21 protein-coding genes and 1 tRNA gene are annotated in these 22668 nt (G+C 73.1%); 14 read left to right on the forward strand and 8 right to left on the reverse strand.

Annotation, left to right across the window (positions count from 1 at the left end; genetic code table 11):
• Positions 1–81 precede the first annotated feature (81 nt).
• The 7 genes from ACQPXG_RS20860 (at position 82) to ACQPXG_RS20890 (ending at position 8071) form a co-directional block, all read left to right on the forward strand.
• Positions 82–1905 carry a methylmalonyl-CoA mutase family protein gene (locus ACQPXG_RS20860; protein ID WP_433469365.1) on the forward strand — a complete coding sequence of 608 codons (1824 nt, stop codon included), beginning with the start codon at positions 82–84 and terminating at the stop codon, positions 1903–1905.
• Positions 1902–4115 (forward strand): methylmalonyl-CoA mutase, encoded by a 2214-nt coding sequence (scpA, locus tag ACQPXG_RS20865; protein ID WP_433469366.1) that lies wholly within the window; start codon positions 1902–1904, stop codon positions 4113–4115. The genes ACQPXG_RS20860 and scpA overlap by 4 nt, the downstream gene beginning before the upstream one ends.
• Positions 4112–5095, forward strand: coding sequence for a methylmalonyl Co-A mutase-associated GTPase MeaB (meaB, locus tag ACQPXG_RS20870; RefSeq protein WP_433469367.1), 984 nt, complete (start codon positions 4112–4114; stop codon positions 5093–5095). Before scpA ends, meaB begins: the two co-directional genes overlap by 4 nt.
• 79 nt (positions 5096–5174) lie before the next feature.
• The gene (locus ACQPXG_RS20875) at positions 5175–6161 is read left to right on the forward strand and encodes a GNAT family N-acetyltransferase (RefSeq protein WP_433469368.1); all 987 of its coding nucleotides are present in this window, start codon (positions 5175–5177) and stop codon (positions 6159–6161) included.
• 151 nt (positions 6162–6312) lie between these two features.
• Positions 6313–6383 (forward strand) — tRNA-Asn (locus tag ACQPXG_RS20880).
• A gap of 27 nt (positions 6384–6410) precedes the next feature.
• Positions 6411–6851, forward strand: coding sequence for an HNH endonuclease (locus tag ACQPXG_RS20885; RefSeq protein ID WP_433469369.1), 441 nt, complete (start codon positions 6411–6413; stop codon positions 6849–6851).
• 197 nt (positions 6852–7048) lie between these two features.
• Positions 7049–8071, forward strand: a complete 1023-nt coding sequence (locus tag ACQPXG_RS20890) for a coiled-coil domain-containing protein (protein WP_433469370.1) — start codon at positions 7049–7051, stop codon at positions 8069–8071.
• Between the two features lie 6 nt (positions 8072–8077).
• On the opposite strand, the gene ACQPXG_RS20895 is transcribed toward ACQPXG_RS20890, so the two are convergent.
• A complete protein-coding gene (locus tag ACQPXG_RS20895; protein WP_433469371.1) occupies positions 8078–9130 on the reverse strand; it encodes a Gfo/Idh/MocA family oxidoreductase in 1053 nt (350 codons plus the stop codon).
• 130 nt (positions 9131–9260) lie between these two features.
• Between ACQPXG_RS20895 and ACQPXG_RS20900 the strand changes: the two genes are divergently transcribed.
• Both ACQPXG_RS20900 and ACQPXG_RS20905 read left to right on the forward strand, forming a co-directional pair.
• On the forward strand, positions 9261–10907 hold the full coding sequence (locus tag ACQPXG_RS20900; protein ID WP_433469372.1) for an FAD-dependent oxidoreductase: 1647 nt from the start codon (positions 9261–9263) through the stop codon (positions 10905–10907).
• Positions 10908–10957: 50 nt separating this feature from the next.
• Positions 10958–12382, forward strand: a complete 1425-nt coding sequence (locus ACQPXG_RS20905) for an ATP-binding protein (RefSeq protein ID WP_433469373.1) — start codon at positions 10958–10960, stop codon at positions 12380–12382.
• Here the strand turns inward: ACQPXG_RS20905 and ACQPXG_RS20910 are convergent.
• Complete coding sequence (locus ACQPXG_RS20910) at positions 12376–12777, reverse strand: VOC family protein (RefSeq protein WP_433469374.1); 402 nt, start codon at positions 12775–12777, stop codon at positions 12376–12378. The two genes, ACQPXG_RS20905 and ACQPXG_RS20910, sit on opposite strands and share 7 nt — an antisense overlap.
• 57 nt (positions 12778–12834) lie before the next feature.
• Between ACQPXG_RS20910 and ACQPXG_RS20915 the strand changes: the two genes are divergently transcribed.
• Positions 12835–13395 (forward strand): MarR family winged helix-turn-helix transcriptional regulator, encoded by a 561-nt coding sequence (locus ACQPXG_RS20915; RefSeq protein ID WP_433469375.1) that lies wholly within the window; start codon positions 12835–12837, stop codon positions 13393–13395.
• Here the strand turns inward: ACQPXG_RS20915 and ACQPXG_RS20920 are convergent.
• The gene (locus tag ACQPXG_RS20920) at positions 13364–14158 is read right to left on the reverse strand and encodes a class II aldolase/adducin family protein (protein WP_433469376.1); all 795 of its coding nucleotides are present in this window, start codon (positions 14156–14158) and stop codon (positions 13364–13366) included. The two genes, ACQPXG_RS20915 and ACQPXG_RS20920, sit on opposite strands and share 32 nt — an antisense overlap.
• A 125-nt stretch (positions 14159–14283) precedes the next feature.
• On the opposite strand from ACQPXG_RS20920, the gene ACQPXG_RS20925 reads away from it, so the two are divergent.
• The 3 genes from ACQPXG_RS20925 to ACQPXG_RS20935 are packed head-to-tail and all read left to right on the forward strand — an operon-like array spanning position 14284 to position 16668.
• Positions 14284–15417, forward strand: a complete 1134-nt coding sequence (locus ACQPXG_RS20925) for a helix-turn-helix domain-containing protein (protein WP_433469377.1) — start codon at positions 14284–14286, stop codon at positions 15415–15417.
• A 52-nt stretch (positions 15418–15469) separates the two neighbouring features.
• Positions 15470–16339 carry an LLM class flavin-dependent oxidoreductase gene (locus ACQPXG_RS20930; RefSeq protein WP_433469378.1) on the forward strand — a complete coding sequence of 290 codons (870 nt, stop codon included), beginning with the start codon at positions 15470–15472 and terminating at the stop codon, positions 16337–16339.
• Positions 16339–16668, forward strand: coding sequence for a DMT family transporter (locus ACQPXG_RS20935; protein WP_433469379.1), 330 nt, complete (start codon positions 16339–16341; stop codon positions 16666–16668). Before ACQPXG_RS20930 ends, ACQPXG_RS20935 begins: the two co-directional genes overlap by 1 nt.
• Before the next feature lie 24 nt (positions 16669–16692).
• Here the strand turns inward: ACQPXG_RS20935 and ACQPXG_RS20940 are convergent, their stop codons facing one another.
• From ACQPXG_RS20940 to ACQPXG_RS20955, 4 genes are all read right to left on the reverse strand, one after another.
• On the reverse strand, positions 16693–17235 hold the full coding sequence (locus tag ACQPXG_RS20940; RefSeq protein WP_433469380.1) for a hypothetical protein: 543 nt from the start codon (positions 17233–17235) through the stop codon (positions 16693–16695).
• A gap of 52 nt (positions 17236–17287) precedes the next feature.
• Positions 17288–18142, reverse strand: a complete 855-nt coding sequence (locus ACQPXG_RS20945; RefSeq protein WP_433469381.1) for a helix-turn-helix domain-containing protein — start codon at positions 18140–18142, stop codon at positions 17288–17290.
• A 35-nt stretch (positions 18143–18177) separates the two neighbouring features.
• Positions 18178–18927, reverse strand: coding sequence for a hypothetical protein (locus tag ACQPXG_RS20950; protein WP_433469382.1), 750 nt, complete (start codon positions 18925–18927; stop codon positions 18178–18180).
• A gap of 186 nt (positions 18928–19113) precedes the next feature.
• Positions 19114–20523 (reverse strand): aldehyde dehydrogenase family protein, encoded by a 1410-nt coding sequence (locus ACQPXG_RS20955; protein ID WP_433469383.1) that lies wholly within the window; start codon positions 20521–20523, stop codon positions 19114–19116.
• A 165-nt stretch (positions 20524–20688) separates the two neighbouring features.
• Here ACQPXG_RS20955 and ACQPXG_RS20960 point away from each other — a divergent pair, with 165 nt between their 5' ends.
• On the forward strand, positions 20689–22110 hold the full coding sequence (locus tag ACQPXG_RS20960; RefSeq protein ID WP_433469384.1) for an alpha/beta fold hydrolase: 1422 nt from the start codon (positions 20689–20691) through the stop codon (positions 22108–22110).
• 53 nt (positions 22111–22163) lie between these two features.
• On the opposite strand, the gene ACQPXG_RS20965 is transcribed toward ACQPXG_RS20960, so the two are convergent.
• Positions 22164–22664: a hypothetical protein gene (locus ACQPXG_RS20965; RefSeq protein ID WP_433469385.1), complete on the reverse strand. Its 501-nt coding sequence runs from the start codon at positions 22662–22664 to the stop codon at positions 22164–22166.
• Positions 22665–22668: the final 4 nt, after the last annotated feature.

Below are 22668 nucleotides of genomic sequence, written 5' to 3' on the forward strand. Positions count from 1 at the left end.
GCGGCCGGTTCCGCACCCTGGGTTCTGGTCAGCGGGACCCGGTTTCGAGCGGGATTCGGTCGCTCACCTACGATCCAGGACATGACGGTGCCGCCTGAGGAACTCGAACTGGCCGCCGCCTTCCCCCCGGCCGAGCGCGACCGGTGGCGGGAGATGGTGAAGGGGGTGCTGCGCAAGTCCGGCGCGGCGGGCGAGGACACCCCCCTCGAAGAGGTCGAGGGTCTGCTGACCCGCGCGTCCTACGACGGAGTGCCGGTCGCCGCGCTCTACACGCGGGACGACGCCCCGGCGGGGCGTCCGGGGCTGGCGCCGTACGTCCGGGAGGTGCGCCCCGAGGGCGAGGGCATCGCCGGCTGGGACGTCCGGCAGCGGCACGCGCACCCCGACCCCGCCGTCACCCGCGCGGCCGTCCTGGCCGACCTGGAGAACGGCGCGACATCGGTCTGGCTGCTGCTCGGCGAGGGCGGCCTGCCGGTCACCGGGCTGACCGAAGCGCTGCGCGGAGTCCTGCTCGACCTGGCGCCCGTCGTGCTGGATGCGGGCACGGCGACGGGCGAGGCGGCGGACGCCTTCCTCTCCCTGATCATCGAGCGGGAGAACGCGGCCGACGCCGCCGGCAACCTCGGCGCCGACCCGCTGGGGCTCGCGGCACGCACCGGAACGCCCGGATCGATGGACGAGGCCGCCGCGCTGGCCGTCCGCTGCGCCCGCGAGTTCCCGAAGCTGCGCGCGATCGTCGCCGACGGCACCCCGTACCACGACGCGGGCGGCGGCGACGCCGAGGAACTCGGCGCGGTCGTCGCCGCCGGTGTCGCCTACCTGCGCGCCCTGACCGGCGCCGGGCTGAGCGTCGACGAGGCGTTCGGGCAGATCGAGTTCCGCGTCGCCGTCAACGCCGGCCAGTTCGCCTCGATCGCCAAGCTGCGCGCCGCCCGCCGCCTCTGGGCCCGTGTGGCCGAGGTCAGCGGCGCCGCGGACGGCACGGCCGCTCGCATCCACGCCGTCACGTCGTCGGCGATGATGACGCGCCGCGACCCGTGGGTGAACATGCTCCGCACCACCATCGCGACGTTCGCGGCCGGGGTCGGCGGGGCCGACGCGGTGACCGTGCAGCCGTTCGACGCCCGGCTCGGGCTGCCGGACGACTTCGCCCGCCGCATCGCCCGCAACACCCAGACGCTGCTCCTGGAGGAGTCGAGCCTCGCCCGCGTCGTCGACCCGGCCGGAGGTTCGTGGTACGCCGAAAGCCTCACCGAGGGCCTCGCCCAGGCCGCCTGGGCCTGGTTCACCGAGATCGAGAAGGCCGGGGGCCTCGCCGCCGCCCTCGAATCCGGCCTCGTCGCGGACCGGCTCGCCACGACCTGGGCGCGCCGCCGCAAGGACATCGCGCGTCGCAAGGCCCCGATCACCGGCGTCAGCGAGTTCCCCAACCTCGCCGAATCGCCGCCCCGGCGCGACCCGGCGCCGCGCCTGCCCGGCGGCGGTCTGCCGGTCGTCACGTACGCACAGGACTTCGAGGCGCTCCGCGACCGGTCCGACGCCCACGCCGAGGCGACGGGCGCCCGTCCCAAGGTCTTCCTCGCGACGCTCGGGCCCATCGCGGCCCACACGGCGCGCGCATCGTTCGCCGCCAACCTGTTCCAGGCGGGCGGGATCGAGACGGTCGGCGGCGCCCCCGAGGAGTTCGGGACGTCCGGCGCCACCGTCGCCTGCGTCTGCTCCAGCGACAGGCTGTACGAGGAGCGGGCCGCGGAGGCCGCGCGAGTTCTCCATGACGCGGGTGCTGTGAAGGTTTGGCTGGCGGGTAAAGGAACCTATGAGGGAGTCGACGCTCACGTGTACGCGGGTTGCGACGCGATCGAGGTACTGGAGACCACCCTCCGCGATCTGGGAGTGAACGAATGATCCCCGACTTCACCGAGATCGACCTCGGGACGGCGCCCCCCGCCGACGAGGCCGCCAAGCGGTGGCGCGCGGCCGTCGCCGACACCACCGGCACCGACCCCGACGCCCAGACCTGGGACACCCCGGAGGGCATCGGCGTCAAGCCGCTCTACACGGGCGACGACCTGGCCGGGCTCGACTTCCTCGACACCTACCCGGGCATCGCGCCGTTCCTGCGCGGCCCCTACCCGGCGATGTACGCGACGCAGCCGTGGACGATCCGGCAGTACGCCGGGTTCTCCACCGCCGAGGAGTCCAACGCCTTCTACCGCCGCAACCTCGCGGCCGGGCAGAAGGGCCTGTCCGTCGCGTTCGACCTGGCCACCCACCGCGGCTACGACTCCGACCACCCCCGGGTGGCGGGCGACGTCGGCATGGCCGGGGTGGCGATCGACTCCATCTACGACATGCGGCAGCTCTTCGACGGCATCCCGCTGGACGAGATGAGCGTGTCGATGACCATGAACGGCGCCGTGCTGCCCGTCCTGGCGCTGTACATCGCCGCCGCGGAGGAACAGGGGGTGAAGCCGGAGGCGCTCGCGGGGACCATCCAGAACGACATCCTCAAGGAGTTCATGGTCCGCAACACCTACATCTACCCGCCGCAGCCGTCGATGCGAATCATCTCCGACATCTTCGCTTTCACGTCCCAGCGGATGCCGAAGTACAACTCCATCTCGATCTCCGGCTACCACATCCAGGAGGCCGGGGCCACCGCCGACCTGGAGCTGGCCTACACCCTCGCCGACGGCGTCGAGTACATCCGCGCCGGACGCGAGGCCGGCCTGGACATCGACGCCTTCGCCCCCCGCCTCTCGTTCTTCTGGGCGATCGGGATGAACTTCTTCATGGAGGTCGCCAAGCTCCGCGCCGCCCGGCTGCTGTGGGCGCGGCTCGTGAAGACGTTCGGCCCGCAGAACCCCAAGTCGCTGTCGCTGCGGACGCACTCGCAGACGTCCGGCTGGTCCCTGACCGCGCAGGACGCCTTCAACAACGTCGCCCGCACCTGCGTCGAGGCCATGGCCGCCACGCAGGGCCACACCCAGTCGCTGCACACCAACGCGCTGGACGAGGCGCTGGCCCTGCCGACCGACTTCTCGGCCCGCATCGCCCGCAACACCCAGCTGGTCCTCCAGCAGGAGTCCGGGACGACCCGGACCATCGACCCGTGGGGCGGCAGCGCCTACGTCGAGCGGCTCACCTACGACCTCGCCCGGCGGGCCTGGGGCCACATCACGGAGGTCGAGCAGGCCGGCGGCATGGCGAAGGCGATCGGCGAGGGGCTGCCCAAGCTCCGCATCGAGGAGGCCGCCGCCCGCACCCAGGCCCGCATCGACTCCGGGCGGCAGCCGGTCATCGGCGTCAACAGGTACCGCCCGGACACCGAGCAGGAGATCGAGGTCCTGAAGGTCGACAACGCGGCCGTCCGCGCCCAGCAGATCGAGAAGCTGCGCCGCCTGCGGGAGGAGCGGGACGAGACCGCGGCGATGTCCGCGCTGGACGCGCTGGCCCGCGCCGCCGAGGCCGCCGAGAACGGCACCCGCCCGCCCGGCCTGGAGCGGAACCTCCTCGCGCTCGCGATCGGCGCCGCCCGCGCCAAGGCCACCGTCGGCGAGATCTCCGGCGCCCTGGAGAAGGCCTACGGGCGGCACGCCGCGCAGATCCGTACGATCTCCGGGGTGTACCGGGAAGAGGCGGGACGGGTGACGAGCATCGAGAGGGCGCGCGCCGCCACCGCCGCCTTCGAGGACGCCGAGGGCCGCCGCCCCCGCATCCTCGTCGCCAAGATGGGGCAGGACGGCCACGACCGCGGCCAGAAGGTGATCGCGACCGGGTTCGCCGACCTCGGCTTCGACGTCGACGTGGGCCCGCTGTTCCAGACCCCGGCCGAGGTCGCCCGGCAGGCGGTCGAGGCCGACGTGCACATCGTCGGCGTCAACTCCCTCGCCGCCGGCCACCTCACGCTGGTGCCCGCGCTGCGCGAGGAACTGGCCGCGCTGGGCCGCGACGACATCATGATCGTGGTCGGCGGGGTCATCCCGCCCGGGGACTTCGAGGAGCTGCGCGCCGCCGGCGCCTCGGCGATCTTCCCGCCCGGCACCGTCCTCGCGGACGCGGCCGCCGGCCTGCTGGACGAGCTGACCGCCAAGCTCGGGCACCAGGCCAAGTGAGACCGGGCCTCGACGACTACGCGGCCGGGGTACGGGACGGGTCTCGGGCGTGGATCGCCCGGGCGATCACGCTCGTGGAGTCGACCCGTCCCGACCACCGGGAGCTGGCGCAGAAGCTGCTGGTCGAGCTCACCCCGCACGCCGGGAACGCCCGCCGCGTCGGGATCACCGGCGTGCCCGGCGTCGGCAAGTCCACGTTCGTCGACGCGCTCGGCACCCGGCTGACGGGCGAGGGCCACAAGGTCGCGGTCCTGGCCGTGGACCCGTCCTCGACCCGGACGGGCGGCAGCATCCTCGGCGACAAGACCCGCATGCAGCGCCTCGCCGCCGACCCGCACGCGTTCATCCGGCCCTCGCCCACCGCGGGGACGCTCGGCGGCGTCGCCAAGGCGACCCGCGAGGCGATGGTGGTCATGGAGGCCGCCGGATACGACGTCGTCATGGTCGAGACGGTCGGGGTCGGGCAGTCCGAGACGACGGTCGCCGAAATGGTCGACTCGTTCCTTTTCCTCACCCTCGCCCGCACCGGCGACCAGCTCCAGGGCATCAAGAAGGGCGTCCTGGAGCTGGCCGACGTCATCGCCGTCAACAAGGCCGACGGCGAGCACACGATGGAGGCCAGGCGCGCCGCCCGCGAGCTGTCGGGGGCGCTGCGGCTGCTGCGCAGCGACGAACGCGTCCGCGACACCCCCGTCCTTACCTGCAGCGCCAAGGAGGGAACCGGCCTCGACGAGGTGTGGGGCAAGCTCGTCGAGCATCAGGAACGACTCCGCGAGTCCGGCGAGCTGGAGACCAGGCGGCGCCGCCAGCAGGTCGGCTGGACGTGGGCGATGGTCCGCGAGCGGCTGTTGTCCGACCTGCACTCCCATCCCGCCGTGCGGAAGCTGGCGCCCGGGCTGGAGCGGGAGGTCGCCGACGGCGTGCTCACGCCGGCGCTCGCCGCGGAGCGCATCCTGGAGGCGTTCTCGCGGGACCGCTGAACCCCGTTTCCCTGTGTCCGAAACCACGGGTTGGCCAGGGTCCCGGTCGCGGCGGACGGGGATCAGGTACAAAAGTCGGATGGACGTCATCGCGCTCGACGATCCGACGGAGGCACAGATCCGGGAATGGCACGACGTGGTCGCCGCCGTCCACGCCGGCGACCCGGCCGGCGACCCCGCGCCGGATCTGGAGCGCACGGCGCGGGGGCTGCTCGGCGCCGAGCCCGGCGCGCGGCGGCGGCTGTGGGCGGCGAGCGACGGGGCCCGGCTGCTCGCGGTGGCCGCGCTCCGGCTGCCCGGCGAGCCCGGCGCGGACCGTCCCGCCGAGATCGACATCCAGGTCCGCCCCGACCACCGGCGCCGCGGACTCGGCGGCCGGCTCCTCGCCGTCGCCGCCGAGGGACTGCGCGCCGACGGACGTTCCAGCGTGATCGCCCAGGTGCTCGCGGGCACCCCCGCCGTGCCGTTCCTGGAGTCGCACGGCTTCGAGTGCGTGCTCACCCTGCGCGGCATGCTGCTGCGGCTGGACGACGTCCCCGCCGAACGCGTCGCGCGCCTGCTGGCCGAGGCGCCCGCCGGTTACCGCCTCGTCCGCTGGCGGGGCGTCGTGCCCGACGAGCTCGCCGCCGCCCTCGCCCGGGCCAAGCACGCCATGGCGGACTTCTCCGAGTACGAGGGGACGCTCTGGGACGCGCTCCGCGTCCGCGAGATGGCCGAGATCGTCGCCAAACGCGGGGACGACCTGTACACCGTCGCCGCGCTCTCCGGCGCCGCCATCGCCGGGTTCACCGAGGTCGTGGTGCCGTCCGGGTGCGCGGGCCGCGCGGCCCAGTACGACACGGCGGTCGTGCCCGAGCACCGCGGCCGGCGCCTCGGCATCCTGGTCAAGGCGGAGATGCTGCGCTGGCTGGCGGAGGAACGCCCGGAGGTCCGGGAAATCGAAACGGACAATTCCGGCGACAACGATCACATGCTCGCCGTCAACGAGGAGCTCGGCTTCCGCGTCGAGCGCGAGTCCCTGGAATACCAGGCCGCCACCGGCGCCCTGCCCGCGTCCGGCGCCTGACCCGCACCGGCCCGCGGACCGCCGCGTCCCCGCCTCCCGGCCCGTCCCGGAGCGGACGGGCCGAAAATACGTTGCCCCCGCCGCCCGTGGATCGGCACTCTAATGGAGGTCTTCCGGGAAATGCCCGGAAGGCGGAGAATTGCCGAAGCATTTCCCTGTGGTTCAACGGCAGAACGCCGCACCGTTAATGCGGATATCCAGGTTCGAATCCTGGCGGGGGAGCGGCACACGGGCTAGGGAGGTGACCCGGTGAACGTGCTCGTCCTGAACGCGTCGTACGAGCCCTTACAAAGGGTGGACCTGCGGCACGCCATCCGCATGCTGGTGCGCGAGGTGGCGGTCGTCGAGGAGGCGGAGGAAGGGCGCACCTTCGGCAGCTTCCCGGTGCCGCGGGTCCTGCGGCTGGTCCGGTACGTCGCGATGCGCTGGCGGCACGGCAGGCGCCCGCCCTGGAGCAAGCGCGGCGTGTACCTGCGCGACCGTGGCCGCTGCAGCTATTGCGGGAAACGCGGGAACACGATCGACCACGTCCACCCGCAGTCGCGCGGTGGCGGCGACACCTGGGAGAACACCGTCCTGGCCTGCGGGAAGTGCAACAACCGCAAGGGGGACCGGACGGTCTCCCAGGCCGGCCTGCGACTGCTGTCGGAGCCGCGGGTGCCGCGCTGGGAGGAGCTCGTCGGGCCGTGACGCGAACGTCCGGGACGCCCGGGCGCGCAGGGGACAGGGGCCGGACCGCATCGAGCGGTCCGGCCCCTGAATTTTGTGCCGCGTGGCCCTTCGGTAGCCTACGGGTGACTCTGTGTGTTTTCTGAAGCTTCTGAGGCGAAATGGGTGATTGTGGTAGCGTGCCGCCAATCTTGAGCTTTGTTATCTAGGAGAGATCTGTGGCGGCCCTCGATCCACTCGGCAGGACGCCCCGCTTCTCGCGCGGGCGCAGGACGGCGAAGCGCCTCGCGGCGCTGGCCCTCGCGGCGGGCGTCTCGGCGGCCCTTCCGCCGGTGTCCGGGAGCGCCGCGAGCCTCCCGCAGGAGCCGAAGGACCTGAAGAAGGAGTACGCGAAGCTCAAGGCGCGCTCCGACAAGCTGTCCAAGGAGTACCGGGGCGAGCTCGTCTCCCTGGAGGAGGCGAAGAAGGCCGCCGAACGCGCCGGCGCCGACGCCACGAAGGCGGGCCGGGAGTACGACGCCGCCCGCGTCGCCGTGGCCCGGATCGCGTCCACCACCTACATGACCGGCCGCCTCGACGTGGTCCCGATCATCTCCTCGGCCGAGCCGGGCGCCGCCGTCCGCGACGCCGCGGTCGTCGAGCACATCAGCCGCAACAACGGCCGCCGCATCCAGACCCTCCAGGCGCTGAACGACAAGGCGACGCAGTCGCAGGCGACGGCGAAGCAGAAGCTGGACGAGGTCAAGAAGGAGCTGGACGACCTGGAGGGCCAGCGCGCCCGGGTCAAGAAGCTGCTCGCCAAGTACAAGCCCGAGGTGACCAGGACGAGCGCCCCGGCGGGCGGCGGCCGTCCGGACGGGGTGAGCGGCACCAAGTCCCCGATCGTCGGCAACTCGATGACCGCGCGGATGCGCACGGCCCTGCTGGCGATCGACGGGAAGTTCGGCCCGTTCCCCACCATCGGCTGCTCGCGCCCCGGCGACCCGCAGGACCACGGCTCCGGCACCGCCTGCGACTTCATGGAGAGCACCGGCGGCAAGATGCCGAGCGCCTCCGCCCAGGCCCACGGCGACCGCGTCGCCCAGTACGTGATCGACAACGCCTCCCGCCTTGGCATCAAGTACGTCATCTGGAAGCAGCGCATCTACGACATGCGCGGCAGCGGCGGCTGGCGCCAGATGGAAGACCGCGGCAGCGTCACCCAGAACCACTTCGACCACGTACACGTCTCAGTCCTCTGACCCGCGTTACTGATCGAGTTCGATGACCGTGGTCTCGCGGGCGGAGCGGGTGGCGGCCTCGATGACCTCCAGGCCGTTGATGGCGTCGGTGAGCGTGACCGGGGGCGGGGCGTCCTCGCGCAGGGTGCGCAGGACGCCCGCGTAGAAGTCCTGGTAGGCGCCCGGGGCGGTGGCCTCCGGGGCCTCGTGTCCGGGCGTGCCGAGCAGGCCGTACGACTCGGGCGGGGCGATGCCGTATCCGGGGTGCTTCGGGGTGAGGCCCGCGCGCAGTTGCTCCTCCTGCCCGTCCATGCCCGGCGCCGTGTAGGACGCGTGGCTGCCGAGAACGCGGAAGCGCGGGCCGAGCTGGGCCGCGGTGGCGCTCATCCAGAGGTGGGAGCGGGTGCCGCCCGGGTGGGTGAGGGCCACGAACGCGTCGTCGGGGGCGGTCGCGCCGTGGCGGCGCGTGTCGATCTCGGCGTAGACGCGGGTGGGGCGGCCGAACAGCGCGACCGCCTGGTCGATGAGATGGGAGCCGAGGTCGTAGAGGATGCCGCCCGCGTCGCGGGGGTCGGCGCTCTCCTTCCAGCTCTTCTTGACCTCGGGCCGCCAGCGCTCGAACCGGGACTCCCAGCGCTGGACGTCGCCCAGGGCGCCCGAGGTGACCAGCCGCCACGCCGTCTGGTAGTCCCCGTCCCAGCGCCGGTTGTGGAACGGGAAGACCGGCAGGCCGCGCACGGCGCTCAGCGCGGCGAGGGACCGCGCCTCGGTCGCCGAGGCCGCGACCGGCTTGTCCACGACGACCGGGACGCCCGAGGTCAGCGCGGCCCGGGCGAGCGGCACGTGCTGCCGGTTCGGCGCGGCGATCACCACCAGGTCGCAGGCGCCCGACGCACCCCAGAGGCGGTCGGCGTTCTCGACGACCTCCGCCTCCGGGTACCGCTCCCGCACGGCCCGCTGCCGTTCCGGGGAGCCGGTCACGACCGCGGCCAGCCGCATCCCCGGGACGGACGAGATCAGCGGGGCGTGGAACACCGAGCCGCCGGTGCCGTATCCGATGAGCGCAACACGCAGATCCATCCCCCGATCATGACCGATGGCGCGGCGGCGGCCGGGGAGCGGGGTCCGGATCCGGTGGTCCGGCGCAGGCGCGAACACCGCGGATCGACGTAGGCTTTCGTCCGGGATCTGTTGGATCGAGGGGGACGCGTTGTCCAAACCAGTGCTGCTGACGGTCGACGACGATCCGGGCGTCTCCCGGGCCGTGGCCCGGGACCTGCGCCGCAGGTACGCCGAGACGTACCGGGTCGTGCGCGCCGAGTCCGGCGGGGACGCGCTGGACGCGCTGAGCGAGCTGCGGCTGCGCGGCGACGACACGGCGGTGCTGCTCGCCGACTACCGGATGCCCGGGATGGACGGCGTCGAGTTCCTGGAGCAGGCCATGGACCTGTTCCCGTTCGCGCGCCGGGTGCTGCTCACCGCCTACGCCGACACCGACGCGGCGATCCGCGCGATCAACGACGTCGACCTCGACCATTACATGCTGAAGCCGTGGAACCCGCCGGAGGAGAAGTTCTACCCGGTGATCGACGAGCAGCTGGACGCGTGGTCGCGCGCCGACCGGCGGGTGCCCGGCGAGCTGCGCGTCGTCGGGCACCGCTGGTCGTCGCGCTGCTACGAGGTCCGCGACTTCCTGGCCCGCCACCAGGTGCCCTACACCTGGCTGATGGACGCCGACCCGGACGGCGCCGAGCTGGTCGCGGCCGCCGGCTCGCCCGAGCTGCCGCTGGTGGTGACCTCGGACGGGGCGACGCTGTCGGCCCCGTCCGACGCCGAGCTGGCGGACGTGATCGGGCTGCCGAGTACCCCGTCCACCGGCTTCTACGACCTGATCGTCGTCGGCGGCGGGCCGTCCGGGCTCGGCGCCGCCGTGTACGGCGCGTCCGAGGGCCTGAAGACCGTCGTGGTGGAGCGGCGCGCCCTCGGCGGCCAGGCCGGGCAGAGCTCCCGCATCGAGAACTACCTGGGCTTCCCCGACGGGGTGAGCGGGGCGCAGCTCGCCGAGCGGGCCCGCCGGCAGGCCGACCGGTTCGGCGCCGAGCTGCTGCAGGCCGGCGAGGTCACCGCGCTGGAGTCGCGCGGCACGGCCCGGGTGGCGCGGCTGTCGGACGGCACGGAGATCGCCGCGCACGCCGTCATCCTCGCCACCGGCGTCTCCTACCGGCGTCTCAACGCCGAAGGCGTGGAGGACTTCGTCGGGCGCGGCGTCTTCTACGGCGCCGCGCTCACCGAGGCGCCGTCCTGCAGGGACGAGGAGGTCGCCGTGGTCGGCGGCGCCAACTCCGCCGGGCAGGCCGCCGTGTACCTGGCCGGATACGCCAAGAAGGTGCACATCATCGTCCGGGCGGACGGTCTGGAGAAGTCGATGTCGCACTATCTGATCGAGCAGATCGCCGCGACGCCCAACATCGAGGTCCACACCGGCAAGACGGTGTGCGCGGCGGAGGGCGCCGACCGGCTGGAGCGGCTCACCTTCGCCTGGCCCGGTGGGAAGAAGACCATCGACGCGCACTGGCTGTTCGTGTTCATCGGCGCCGAACCGGGCACGGAATGGCTGGACGGCTTCGTCGAGCGGGACGGACGCGGTTACGTCGTGACGGGGCCCGACCTCGTCGCCGGCGGCCGCCGTCCGGCCGGGTGGCCGTTCGCCCGCCAGCCCTACCACCTGGAGACCAGCGTTCCGGGCGTGTTCGCGGCGGGCGACGTTCGCTCTGAGTCGATGAAGCGCGTCGCGTCCGCGGTCGGCGACGGTGCGATGGCGGTCGCGCTGGTCCATCGCTACTTGGAGCAGGCATGAGCGAAGCGAACCGGGGGGTGCGGGGGGTCGTCCCCCCGCGAGAGGCAGGCATGAACACGGCATCACCGGAAGAACTGCGGGAGCTGTTCCTCTTCGAGGATCTCGACGAGGAGAAGCTCGGCTGGCTGTCGCTGTGCGGGACGGTCGAGGAGTATCCCGTGGACGGGATCATCTGTGCGCAGGGCGATCCCGCCGAGTTCCTGTACGTGCTGCTCGACGGCGAGATGGCGATGAGCCAGAACGTCCGGGGCCACACGGTCGAGGCCACCCGGACCGACCGCCCCGGCACCTACGGCGGCGCCGTCCAGGCGTACCTGGGCGACCAGATCGAGCAGAAGTACCAGCACACGCTCAGGGCGACGCGCCCGTCGCGGCTGTTCGTGCTGCCGGCCCGCAAGTTCGGCAAGGCCGTCCGCAAGTGGTTCCCGATGGCGACGCACCTGCTGGCCGGGATCTTCTTCGGGATGACCAACCTGCGCCGGGCCGTCGACCAGCGCGAGCGCCTCACCGCCCTCGGCACGATCACCGCCGGGCTCACCCACGAGCTGAACAACCCGGCCGCGGCCGCCGCCCGGGCCAGCGCCGAGCTCGGCGACCGGCTGCTCGGCGCGCAGAAGAGCCTGGCCGACCTCGCCGCGCAGGGCGTCGACTGCACCCATCTGAGCGCGCTGGTCTCGCTGCGCCCGGCGCTGCCCGCCGGGCCGGGCACCCGCCGCAGCCCGCTGGAGGTCAGCGACGCCGAGGACGAACTGGGCGACTGGCTGGAGGAGCGCGGCGTCGGCGACGCCTGGGAACTCGCGCCCGGCCTTGTCGCCTGCGGGGTCGGGATCGAGCAGGCCGAGGAGGTCGCGCGGGCCGCGGGCGAGCACCTGCCGGCGGCGATGCGGTGGCTCGCCGAGGTGATGGAGGTGACCCAGCTCCAGGCGGAGATCTCCGAGGCGACGGGCCGGATCACCGCGCTGCTGGACTCCGCCCGCCAGTACTCCCAGCTCGACCGCGCCCCCTACGGGCGCACCGATCTCCGCGAGCTGCTGGACAGCACCCTCACCATGCTCAGGCGCAAGATCGGCCCGGGCGTGACGGTGAAGACCGTGTACGACGAGACGCTGCCGCCCGTCCCGGTCTACGCGGCCGAGCTGAACCAGGTGTGGACGAACCTGATCGTGAACGCGCTGTACGCGATGCAGGGGTCGGGCACGCTCACGATCCGCACCGCCCGCGAGAACGACAACGCGCTCGTGGAGATCGCCGACACCGGGACGGGCATCCCCGAGGAGAACCTCGACCGGATCTTCACGCCGTTCTTCACGACGAAGCCGGTCGGGCAGGGCACGGGTCTCGGCCTCGACATCTCCTGGCGCATCGTCGCCGACCGGCACGGCGGCGACATCCGGGTGGAGTCGCTGCCCGGCGACACCCGCTTCCAGGTCCTGCTGCCCCTGACCGAGCCCGCCGCCGAGGAGCCCGATCAGTAGGACTGGAGTTCCAGCAGGTTGCCGCCGGGGTCGCGCAGGTGGGCGGTGCGCAGCCCCGGACCCCAGTCGGGACGGTCCTGCGGGCCGGTGACCTGCACGGCGCCGAGCCCGCGGAGCGTCACGGCGGCGGCGTCCACGTCGTCCACGCGGAAGACCAGCATCGAGCCGTCCTGGCCGGACGGGGCGGGCAGATCCGCGGTGCCCACGGCGTCCGCGATCCGGGCCCGCCCCATGAGGACCAGCACGCCCTCGCCCTTCAGGTCCCAGTTCGCGTATTCGGCCTCGGGTATCAGCTTGACCGGCTCGATGCGGAGCAGCTCGCGCAGCGCCGCCTCGTAGAAGCGGGCGCAGGCGCCGAAGTCGTCCACCAGAAGGCGCGGATACAGCGCGTCCATGCGGTCTCCCTATTCATGGGTGCTCACCAATGATTGGGGTAACCCTACAATAGGCGGATGGACGAGACCGCCGGGCCATTGCCGCCCCGCCTGCTCGGGATCACCACCTTCGTGCTGGCCCAGGTCGGCCGCGCCGGCCGCGTGCGGATGGGCCGCATGATGGACGAGCACGGCCTCGGGCTCTGGCACTTCGCCGTCCTGGCCGCACTGGACGACTCGGCGCCCGCCTCGCAGCGCGAGCTGGGCGTCCGCCTGCGCATCGACCCGAGCGACCTCGTCGAGGTCGTCGGGCGGCTGGAGGCCGCCGGGCTCGTCCGCCGCGAGCGGGACCCGTCCGACCGCCGCCGCTACGTGGTCGAGCCGACCCCCGGCGGACGCGCCGAGCTGGACGAGGTCACCCGGCGCGCCGCCGAGCTCGACGCCGAGCTCTTGGCGCCGCTCACCCCGGAGGACCGGGCCGCCTTCGAGCGCATCGCCCGCATCCTGCTCGCGCACCACGACCCGCGGGCCCGTCCCGGACACGCGAATCCCGGACACGCGAACGCCCCGGCGCCCGCGGGGGCGCCGGGACATGCGGAGGAGGGACCTACTCGAACAGGTCGGGCTGCTCGCGGGTGATCTGGTCGTGGAGCGGCTGGTAGTTGATCCAGCCGACCAGGTCGTTGCCGATCTGACCGTGGGTGAGGACGGCGTTGTCGTGCTCGATGGGGACGACCTGCCCGGCGGCCTTCGCGAGGAGCTGCACCTGGCACGAGCGCTCCATCGTGATGAACCACCAGGCGGCGGCGTCCACCGTGTCGCCGACGGTGAGCAGGCCATGGTTGCGCAGGATGACGGCCTTGCTGTCGCCGAGGGCGGCGGCGATGCGCTTGCCCTCCTCCAGATCGGTCACGACGCCGGTGTAGTCGTCGAACAGGCCGTGGTCCTGGTAGAACGCGCAGACGTCCTGGGTGATCGGCTCCAGCTTCTGGCCGAGCGCCGAGATCGCCCGCCCGTAGGTGGAGTGGCTGTGCGCGGCGGCCACCACATCCGGGCGCGCCTGGTGCACCTGCGAGTGGATCGCGAACGCGGCCTCGTTGACCGGGTAGCGGCCCTCGACGACCTTGCCCTCGTGGTTCACCAGGATCAGGTCGCTGACCTTGATGTGCTTGAAGGACATGCCGAACGGGTTGACCCAGAAGTGGTCGGTGTGCTCGGGGTCGCGGGCGGTGATGTGCCCGGCCACGCCCTCCTCGAAGCCGAACTTGCCGAAGATGCGCAGGGCGGCCGCCAGGCGCTCCTTGCGGTGCCGGCGCTCGTCCGCGACGTCGTCGAACGTGGGCGGCAGCCGGAAGATCAGGTCGGTCGGCAGCTTCTCCAGGAACTCTTCATCGTCGGACATCGGGTACTCCTTGGACTCGTCTGCCACCACCGAACACCATTCTCCGGGCCCCGGCTAGACCGGCCGGACCCAACGCCTGAGAAGCGGATTGTCCCGAAGGGACAACCAGGACGCAGAATGTGGGGATGGAGCCCAGCACAGGCGACCGGTTCCTGCGGTTGCTGATCGAGCACAGCGACGACCCGGTGCTCCTGGAGGCGACGGTCCGCGCCGCCCGGAGCAGGTCGGAGCTGGTGGCGGCGCTGCCCGAGGAGGAGACCAGGCGGCACACCCGCGCGCTGGTCCGCGGGGTGCTCGCCGCGCTGGAGGACGGCGGGCCGAGCGAGGAGGTCCTCGCGGCGGCGGAGCGGCTCGGGTCGGACCGGGCGCGGCAAGGGGTGCCGGTCGCGGCGTTCCTGGACGGCTTCCAGGCGGGCCGCGCCCACCTCGTCCGGACGCTGGTCGCCGACGGCCGCCGGATGGGCGTCCCGGACGCGGCGCTGCTGGACGGCGTGACCCGCATCGACGAGATCACCACCGCGCTCGTCCAGCGGATGGTGCACGCGCACCGGGTCGCCGAGCTGGAGATGGCGCGGACCGTCCACGAGGGCCGCGTCCAGATGCTCCGGCAGCTGCTGCACGGCGAGACCGTCCCCGTCCTCGCCCCGCTCGATCCGCTCGGCGCCTACCACTGCGTGGTCTCCGACGTCAGCGACCCGGCGGTGGCCGCGCGGCTGGAGGCGGGCCTGACCGCCGCCGGGCCGGGCCTGTGCGGGCTGGTGGACGGGCGGCTCGCGGCGCTGGTGGCCCGGCTCCCCGACCCGCCGCCGCCCGGCCCGCTGCTGGTGGCCGCGCCGCCCGCCCGTCCCGGCGGCGTCGCCCCGATGTACGCGCTCGGCCGGCGGGCGCTGCGGGCGGGCGCCGCCGCCGGGCTCACCGGGATGCGGGAGCTGGCCGACCTCGCGCTGCTCACCGTCACCGAGGCCGAGCCGGAGCTGGGCGGCGTCCTCGCCGCGGGGCTGCTGTCCGGGCTCGACCCGGACGAACCGTTCCACCTGGAGCTGGCGGAGACGGCGCTCGCCTACCTCGACCACGGCGGCCGGATCGAGGCGACGGCCGCCGCGCTGCACGTCCACGGCAACACGGTGAAGTATCGGATCCGCCGCTTCCAGGAGCTGACCGGACGCCCGCTGCTCGACCCGGCGCGAGGCGCGGCGGTGTCCCGCACCGCGAACTGGTGGTGGGCCCTGCACCGGTGGCTCGCCCACGCCACGTCATGATCTATTAGGGACGACCGGCGACGGGACGTCCGGCACCAGAACGGAGGAACCGGTGACCACACCGAGGATCGGGACCCTGATGTGGCCCATGCAGTCCTGGCCGGAGGCCGGCGGGCTGTGGCGGCGCGCCGAGGACCTCGGGTTCCGGCACGCCTGGCTGTACGACCACATCGCGTGGCGCGGGACGACACCCTGGTACGACGCGTACACGACGCTCGCCGCGGCCGCCGCGGTCACCTCCCGGATCCGTATCGGCACGCTGGTGACCTCGCCGAACTTCCGGCATCCGGTCCCGGCCGCGCACGCGATCAGGACGATCGACCACGTGAGCGGCGGGCGCGTGACCGTGGGCATCGGGGCGGGCGGCACCCGCCGCAACTCCGACGCCGGCATCCTCGGCGGGGACGACTGGACCCCGGACGAGCGCGCCTCCCGCTTCGCCGAATGGGTCGGGCTGCTCGACCGTCTGCTCACCGCCCCGGAGACGTCCTTCGAGGGGACGTACTACACCGCGCGGGAGGTGGTGCAGGAGCCCGGCTGCGTCCAACGGCCCCGCGTGCCGTTCGTCATCGCGGGGGACGGGCCGCGGGGCATGCGGCTCGCGGCCCGGTACGGCACCGGCTGGGTGACGAGCCCCCACGGCGGCGGCCGCGAGCCGCTGGACACCGTGCGTTCCCGCCTCGGCGCCCTGCGCACCACGTGCGAGGCGGAGGGACGCGAACTCGCCGACCTCATCCTGCTGACGGGCTTCTCCGAAGAGCCGTGGCTGGAGTCGCACGAGTCGTTCGCCGACCTCGCGGGCCGGTACGCCGAACTCGGCATCACCGAGATCGCGCTGCACTGGCCCCGTCCGGGCACCCGGTTCGAGGCCGACATGAAGGTCTTCGAGGCGATCGCCGCCGAGTACGGCGAGGCACGCTGATGCCGTTCGTGCTGCTCGGGCTCGCCATCGCCTTCGAGGTGACGGCGACGCTGGCGATGCGCGCCTCCGACGGGTTCACCAAGCCGGTGCCGATCGCCATCGTGGTGGCGGGGTACCTGATCTCGTTCGTCTTCATGGCCAGGGCGCTGACGTCGCTGAACGTCGGGCCCGTCTACGCCATCTGGTCCGCGCTGGGCACGATCGGCGCGTTCGTGGGCGGCGTGCTGCTGTTCGACGAGCCGGTCAAGCCGGTGACCATCGCGGGCGCCGTCATCATCGTGATCGGCGTCATCGTGATGAACTTCGGCGGCGGCGTCCACCAGGGCTGAGCGGCCGTCCCGGGAGCCGGCACGTCACATCCGGTACAGGGCGCCCGCCACGCCCCATTCGCCGAACGGCGGCGGGTCGCCGCGTCCGGCCGCCGGCGGCCGGACGAGGACGAGCCTGGCCACGCCGAGCCGCCGCACCGCGCCGGCCGTCCCCTCCGCGTCGTCCCCGGGGACGCCCGCGAACATCAGGTCGGCGTCCCGCGCCCAGCCGGGCGGCTCGGAGAACTCCGGCGCCCACACGCACGTCCGGTGCCCGGCGGCGATCCGGTAGCCGTGCATGGCGCCGCCGCGATGCGGGACGGGCAGCGGCTCGATGCGCAGCGCGCCATGCCGGAACGGGGCGAGGACGGGCTCGGGCATCCCGCACTCCCTGGCGATCCGGCGGCGGGCGGGCTGGCAGGCGCCCTTCTCGTCGCGGACCAGCCACGCCACCGAGATCTCCGGCGGCTCCGAGCCCGGCCCGCCGTCCAGCCCGACGTGGGCGTGCCCGTACTCGACCAGCAGCCCTGCCGGGGCGTGCGCCGGCGAGCTGGCCGTTCCGGTGCCGAGCAGGATCAGGCGCGGCATGTCCCGATCGTCACCCCGCCCCCGTCCCGCGTCCAGCCCGGGCGGGCGGGGATCAGGCGGGGATCTCGGCGAGGGTGGTGACGCGCTGCTGGTCCAGCTGGCCGCCGATCAGCTCGGTCGGCGTGCACCCGGACAGGGCGCGGAACTCGCGGTTGAGATGGGCCTGATCGCAGTAGCCGCAGGAGAACGCCGCCTCGGCGAACCCGGCGCCGCCGGTCAGCAGGTCGACGGCGCGCTGGAAGCGCAGCACCCGCGCCATCACCTTGGGCGGCAGGCCCGCCTGGTCGCGGAACCGGTTGGTCAGGTGCTTGCGGCTCCAGCCGACGTCGGCGGCGATGTCGGCGACCGACACGGTGAGATCGCCGTTCAGCAGCCGCCAGGCCCGGGTCACCTCCGGGTCGGGGACGGGGCCGGAGTCGAGGCGGCGCAGCAGGAAGCCGTCCAGGATGTCGAAGCGCGCGCCCCAGCCCGGGGCGTCGGCGAGCCGTTCGACCAGCGTGCGCGCCTCGCGCCCCATCAGGTCGGGCAGCTCGACGGCGGCGTTGGCGAGGCGGCCCATCGGGACGCCGAGCAGGGTGAAGGCGCCGAGCGGGGTCACGTCGAGCTGGATGCCGCGCTGCCCGCCCGGGCTGAGGTACATGCCGTGCCCGTCGTGCATCCCGGCGACGAACGACCCGTACTCGCGGTCGCGGGCCCCGGGGTCAGGGACCCGCAGGAGAAGCGGCGGACCCAGGTTGATGATCACGACGGTGGTGCGGGTGGGCAGCGTCCGCATCCGGGTCGGGACGATCTCCGGTTCCCAGTAGCCGTGGTAGGAGTGCAGGAACGGCCGCAGCGCCGGGTGCGGGCGCCCCAGTGCGAGCCACCAGCCGCCCCGGTCGCTGATCTCGACCGGCCTGCCGCTCATGCCCCAGTCCTACCACGCGGGAAGGACGAAACCCGCTACTCGTACATCTGCCCGCACACCGCGATGCGCGCCAGGTCGGTCCAGCTCATGGTGGTGATCGTGCGGACGTAGGAGCGGGCCGGGGGCTCACCCGGGCCGGTGGGCAGCGGCACCCGGGCGCCGTCGGCCGCGTCCCAGCCGCCGAGGCTGCCGGCGACCGCGCATTCCAGGTACGTCGCCGGATCGAAGTTGTACCAGCGGGCCGGGGTGGCGCGGGGCCCGGAGCCGGGGAGGCGCGGCGCGTCCACCCCGAAGCGGGCCTGCGGGCCCGGGGGCGTGACCAGGAAGTCCTCCAGGTCGGCGATCTGGGAGAGCAGGACCCGCTCCCAGTCGGCGTACCCGTCCGGCTCCTCGCCGGGCAGGGAGAGGTCCTTGCCGCTCCACGCGGGGTCGAAGTCGGGGGGCGGTGTGGTGGACGCCGCCGCGAACATCGCCGCCACGTCGTCGGGCTCCAGCCGCTCCTGGCCGCCGAGTGGAACGCTGACCTTCCACAGCGACCGGAGGAACGCCGACAGCGACCAGGACGCCGCCCTGGCCTCCTGACCGAGTTGCAGGAACACCAGGTACAGGTCGCGGTTGGTGCGGACGGCGGGCCCCGGCGGGCCGTCCACCCGGTACGTCTGCTTGTGCGGGACGCCGCTCTCCAACACCATGACCTGCGCCAGCGCGGAGATGCGCGAGTCGTGCGTCGCTACGTGGAACGTGTTGCCGAGGTCGTCCTGGCGCGTGACGTCCCAGGTTTGCATCCGGCCCTCCACGGTAGGTGCGGTGGTCCACGCCCCTGTTCAGAAAGTGTCCCATTCCGGGGACCGACCACCAGTAGTGGCGATGTCACTTTCCGGACTCGAAGTCGTGACTTTCCGCTCTTGTCGTACGCACCGGAAACGGGGAGGGCCCGGCGGCCGGCCGCCGGGCCCCGTGCGCGCGCTCGCTCAGCTCTTCGAGCGGTGGATCACCTGGAGCTCGGTGAACCCGTACAGGCCCCACGGCCCGTTCTCGACACCGACGCCGCTCCACTTGAACCCGCCGAACGGCTGGTTCGGGGCGAGGGCCAGATGGGTGTTGACCCAGGCGGTGCCGCACTCCAGCCGCCCGGCCACCTCGGCGGCCCGGTCGGCGTCGGCGCCCCACACCGACCCGGACAGCCCGAAGTGGGTGCCGTTGGCGCGGGCGAGGGCCTCCTCGACATCGGTGTACCTGATGACCGGCAGCGCCGGGCCGAACTGCTCCTCGTCCACGATCCGGGTGCCGTCGGAGACGTCGGCGAGGATGGTGGGCTCGAAGAAGTAGCCGGGCCCGTCGATCGGCCTGCCGCCCGCCGCGGCGCGGGCACCGCCGGCGATCGCGTCGGCGACCAGCTCGCCGACCCGCTCGTACTGCGGCCTGTTGTTGATCGGCCCGTACTGGACGCCCTCGTCCATGCCGTTGCCGACCTTGGCGGCCTTCGCGCGCTCGGCGAGGGCGTCCACCACGTCCCCGTAGAGCGCGTCCGGGACGTACACGCGCTTGATCGCCGAGCAGACCTGCCCGTTGTTCTGGAACGCCGCGCCGAACAGCCGGTCGGCGACCGCGGCCGGGTCGGCGTCGTCCAGCAGGATCGCCGGGTCGTTGCCGCCGAGCTCCAGCGTGACGCGCTTCAGGTCGGGCGCCGCCGCGGCGGCCACCCGCTTGCCCGTCGCGACGCTGCCGGTGAAGCTGATCTTGCGCGGGACGTCGTGCGCGGTCATCCAGGCGCCGAGGTCGTCACCGCCGGTGACGACGTTCAGGACGCCGGGCGGCAGGACGTCCCGCAGCACCTCGCCGAGCTTCAGGCTGGACAGCGGGGTGAACGGGGACGGCTTGAGGACCATCGTGTTGCCCGCGAGCAGGGCCGGGGCGAGCTTCCAGACCGCGAGGAGCAGCGGGTAGTTCCACGGGGTGATCGCGGCGACGACGCCCATCGGGCGGCGGACGACCTCCACCAGCGCGTTGGCGTCGTCCTGGATGACCTCGCGGGGCAGCTCCAGATCCGCGAAGTACTTCAGCCACACGCCGGCGCCGACGACCTCCATGGTCGCGTCGGACAGCGGCTTGCCCTGCTCCAGGGTGAGGATCCGGCCGATCTCCTCGGACTTGGCGAACATGACGTCGGCCGCCGCGAGCAGCGCCTTGCGGCGCGCGGACTCGTCGCGGCGCCACTCCGCGTAGGCGGCCTGCGCCGAGGCCATCGCCGCGTCCAGCTGCTCCCTGGACGCGTCGGGCGCCTGCTCGGCCACCTCGCCGGTCGCCGGGTCGATCACGCCGAAGGTGCGGGGTGCGGTCACGGCCAGGCCGTCGATGGTCATCGAGAAGTTCTCGGACACCTTGATCCTCCGCTCACGGGGTTACCGAACGGGATTCAGTATTCACCCTCGCCGCCCTTCGTGACGAGCGGGCCGAGCCGGAGGACGCGGGCGGCGGTGGCCGGAGACATGGCCGGTTCCGGCGAGATCCCGGCCGGCCCGCGTCTCGCGGGCGATGATCTCCGCATGCGATCACGTTTCACAGCGGTGTTCGCCCTCACCCTCGCCCTCGCCGCATCCGGCGGGACGACGGCGGCCGCTGCACCCCAGTCGCCGCACACGGCGCCCACGTCCGCCCCGAGGCTGGCCGATCCGCACCCGTGCGCGGGCAAGCCGGGCTTCACCTGCTCGTTCCTGACCGTTCCCCTCGACCACCGCCATCCGGGGAGGAAGGACACCCTGAGACTCCAGGTGGCCATCGCCGACAACGCCGGTGCGCCGAACGGAGTGCTCCTGTTCCTGACCGGCGGTCCGGGCCAGCCAGGCGTCCCGTTCATCGACGGCATCTCCAAGCGGATGCCGGAGCTGGCGAAGAGCCACCGGTTCGTCATGATCGACCAGCGCGGCACCGGCGAGTCCGGCGCGATCGACTGCCCGCGGCTGCAGGCGGAGGTCGACGGCAGCGACATCGAGCCGCCCACGCCCGCGGCGGTCGGGGAATGTGCCGGCGTGCTCGGCGACCGGCGCCACTACTTCACCACCGAGCAGACCGTCGGCGACCTCGACCTGCTGCGCCGCGCTCTCGGCATCCGGAAATGGACGGTGGACGGCGTCTCCTACGGCACCATGACCGGTGCCACCTACACCGCGTCCCACCCGCAGAACGTGACCAGGCTCGTCCTCGACTCGGTGCTGCCGCACGTGGACCCGCAGCACGACGACATGCTCTACCTCACCGGCCTGCGCGCCACCGCCCGCGTTCTGCGGGACGCCTGCCGGGCCGCACCCGCCTGCGCCTTCGACCCTGCCGAGGACCTGGCCTGGCTCGCCCGCACCCGCAAGGACGCCGTCCGCATCTGGGACATGCTGGTGACCTACGAGTTCCTCGATCCGACCTACCGGGACGCGAGCGCCGTCGGGGGCCTGGGCGACGTGGTCACGGCGATCCACGACGCGCGGCACGGGAACCCCGGACACCTGGACCGGCTCCTCCAGGCGCTCGACTCGGGCGGCGGCGACCCAGCGGAGTACAGCTCGGGACTGCACATCGCCACCATCTGCGGGGACGGGCAGTTCCCATGGGGGACGTCCGAGACCTCTCCCGCTCGCCGCCGGGCCGCGCTGGACCGGACGCGCAAGCACCTCCCCGCCCGTGCCACCTGGCCGTTCACCTCGGAGACGGCCGTCGGCAATGGGTTCATCCAGGAATGCCTGCACTGGCCGTGGGCGCGGCACACCGCCGAGCCCCGGCGGACGAGGCTGCCGGTTCCCGTCCTGCTGCTGAACGGCGACCACGACCTGTCCACGCCCCTCGAATGGGCGCGCGAAGCACTCCGCTACGCCCCGCGCGGCGAGCTCGTCGTGGTCAAGGGCGCCGCCCACTCCATCCAGAACCGCGAACGAGGGACCCAGGGCCGCGAGGCGGTCGTCAGGTTCCTGAACGGCTGATCCGGACACCGGCGGGCGCCCACGGCGGATCCGTGGGCGCCCGTCCGCCGCTCTCAGGCGGCGAAGATGCGGTCCAGGAGATCGCGGTAGCCGCGCAACGCCAGGCGGAGCCGCTCGGTGTCGGCGCGTTCACCCGTGCCCAGCGCCTCCGAGAGTTTCCGCCGGTGTGCGGCGATCGCGCGTCCGAGGGCGTCGACGGCCTCGGACGCGAGGTCGTCCGCCCTGCGGACCGACTCGCCCGGGTCGTCCACGAACGCGGACTGCACGGCGTGCCAGCGCTCGCGGAACCGCTCGGCCTCGGCGAGGTCCATCAGCTTCTCCGGACCGCCCGAGGGGGCGGGGGACCCGGTGGCCGCCTCGCCGCGTCCGGCGTCCGGGACGGGGATCGGGTCCGGGATCGTGTCCGGGACCGGCTCCGGCGCGTCCATCACCGGGGGCCTGGAGGGAGGACCTGCGACGCGCAGGTCACCGGGTACGCCAGGCTCGGTCGTTCCGGCCGCCCGGCCGCGCTCGCCGGCCTCCGCCGCGCTCTCGTCGGTTCGCCTGTGCTGCATCGGG

The organism is Spirillospora sp. CA-128828 (assembly GCF_050945415.1).
In the GTDB taxonomy this organism is placed as follows: Bacteria; Actinomycetota; Actinomycetes; order Streptosporangiales; family Streptosporangiaceae; genus Spirillospora.